Raw genomic sequence first — 2,094 nt, forward strand, 5'->3', positions numbered from 1 at the left:
GCACCATTTGGTCCTACTAATCCTACAACTTTTCCACTTGTCAAGTTAAAACTAACATTCTCTAATGCCATCTCATTTTTGTATTTCTTGGAAACGTTTTTTACTTGTAATATTGCTTCTTTATTCATTATGTCATCCTTCCTTGTTGTACAATTCATAGTATTCACCCTTTTTTCTCATTAATTCTTTATGTGTTCCCTCTTCAACAATCTTCTCTCCTTTCATAAAATATATCTTATCACTATCAATTATAGTTGACAATCTATGTGCAACTACTATAGTAGTACACTTCTCTTTTTTTAAATATTCAAAGAATTTTTTTTCGTTCATATTATCCAAAGCACTTGTCGCCTCATCTAAAACAAGTATTCGAGGTTTATTCACCAATGCTCTTGCTAGAATAATTCTCTGACATTGTCCACCAGATAAATTTTTTCCATAATCTGTGACTAATGTATTGTATTTAAGAGGCATCGCCTCTATTTCATTATCAATATTGACAATATTTGCATATATCTTTACCTCAGATAAAAATATTTCGCGATTTAAAGCAATATTCTCATATATCAATTTGTTAAATAACCTAACATTTTGTGGTACAATTCCAAACTGTTTCCTTTTACTTTTTAATAAATGTTTCAAATCTTTTTTCAATATCTCTAACTCTTTATTCATCTTGTTGGTCTCCATTAACTCTAGAAAAGTCGCTTTTTGGGTTCAATAATCCATCCTAACAACTTATATAACACAGATACTGCCAAGATAACTGCAATATCTACAACATGTATATCCGCAATTCTGATTCTATACGTTAAACGCCACATAGGCATTTTTTCAATTAAATCAATACTTCCCCATAAATCTCTTATAATTACATAAGCATATGGGAAAAGTAAATATTAAGTTCCAACAGTTCGCAAATGATTATGGATTTAAAGTAAGACCATATATTGCAGGAAGACCACGAACTAAAGTAAAAGTAGAAGCACCTATGAAAATTCTTGATGAAATAAGAGCATACAATGGAAAACTAGATTATAACGAACTAAATCAACTTATTAGCAGAATTAACAATAGAGTTAATACTCATGTTATTAAAGGTACTGGAATAATTCCTGTTATGTATTTTAATAAAGAAAAGACTTTCTTATCTCCACTGCCAATGAAAAATATAAGAAAGCCCTATCAAATATCCACAAAATCAGTAAAGGTCAATTCATCAAGTATGGTTAATTATTGCGGTAACCAATATTCTGTACCAACAGAATATATATGAAAAACATTAACCTTACAAATTTGTGATGGTTATTTACATGTGTATTGTAACACATTATTTATAACTGCGCATAAAATATCAAATAAAAAACTCAATTATCATTTTCAGATGGATTATTAAAATTATGTAATTGCGAAATTGATTATAAGGCTGAAATAGCCTCAAAATCCATGATTAAAGCTGCTGCTTTCCCGTTTGTAAAAACAATTGAAGATTATGATTTTGATTTTCAACCAAGTTTAAATAAACAAGATATATTAGAATTAACCACTTTAAGATTTATGGAAAATGCGGAAAATATCGTTTTTCTTGGTAGTAGTGGAGTAGGTAAAACACATCTTGCAACCTCAATAGGTATAGCCTCTGCCTCAAAAAGATATAGTACATATTTCATTAAATGTAACCATCTTTTGCAACGATTAAAAAAAGCTAAGATAGAAAATCGCTTAGAAAGTGTTTTGAAATACATTAATAGATATAAATTGCTTATTATTGATGAATTGGGATATCTTCCAATTGATAAAGAAGATTCTAATTTATTTTTCCAATTAATTGATATGAGATATGAAAAGAAAAGTACTATTTTAACAACAAATATAAATTTTAATGAATGGGACAGTGTATTTTATGATGCTGTTGTTGCAAATGCTATTTTGGATAGAATATTACATCATTCAAAAGTAATTACAATAACTGGAAGGTCATATAGAGTAAAAAAATATATTAAAACAACAGAATAAGTGTACATTTTTATATAAGATTTTTTGTACATAAATACTTGACACTTTATACCTCCTGCGAGGCCCGACTGTCACCAC

Annotated in this window: 3 protein-coding genes and 1 pseudogene; 2 read left to right on the forward strand and 2 right to left on the reverse strand. The window is 28.5% G+C overall.

Going from position 1 to position 2,094, the window contains the following annotated elements:
* Positions 1-132: 132 nt before the first annotated feature.
* Positions 133-675 (reverse strand): ATP-binding cassette domain-containing protein, encoded by a 543-nt coding sequence (locus BLV79_RS11710; protein ID WP_159429356.1) that lies wholly within the window; start codon positions 673-675, stop codon positions 133-135.
* A 20-nt stretch (positions 676-695) separates the two neighbouring features.
* Positions 696-824: a hypothetical protein gene (locus tag BLV79_RS13205; RefSeq protein ID WP_278320479.1), complete on the reverse strand. Its 129-nt coding sequence runs from the start codon at positions 822-824 to the stop codon at positions 696-698.
* A 62-nt stretch (positions 825-886) separates the two neighbouring features.
* Here BLV79_RS13205 and BLV79_RS11715 point away from each other — a divergent pair.
* Together BLV79_RS11715 and istB are read left to right on the forward strand one after the other, a co-directional pair.
* Positions 887-1,378: pseudogene (locus tag BLV79_RS11715) on the forward strand (Mu transposase domain-containing protein); the annotation flags it as partial.
* 35 nt (positions 1,379-1,413) lie between these two features.
* Positions 1,414-2,016: an IS21-like element helper ATPase IstB gene (gene istB / locus BLV79_RS11720; protein ID WP_278320480.1), complete on the forward strand. Its 603-nt coding sequence runs from the start codon at positions 1,414-1,416 to the stop codon at positions 2,014-2,016.
* The last annotated feature ends 78 nt before the right edge of the window (positions 2,017-2,094 follow it).

The sequence above is a fragment of the Lachnobacterium bovis DSM 14045 genome (assembly GCF_900107245.1).
Lineage (GTDB): Bacteria > Bacillota > Clostridia > Lachnospirales > Lachnospiraceae > Roseburia > Roseburia bovis.

What these genes read in the sequence shown, in the direction of transcription:
- BLV79_RS11710 (WP_159429356.1), bottom strand. Translation starts at nt 675, where the DNA reads ATGAATAAAGAGTTAGAGATATTGAAAAAAGATTTGAAACATTTATTA.
- BLV79_RS13205 (WP_278320479.1), bottom strand. Translation starts at nt 824, where the DNA reads ATGTGGCGTTTAACGTATAGAATCAGAATTGCGGATATACATGTTGTA.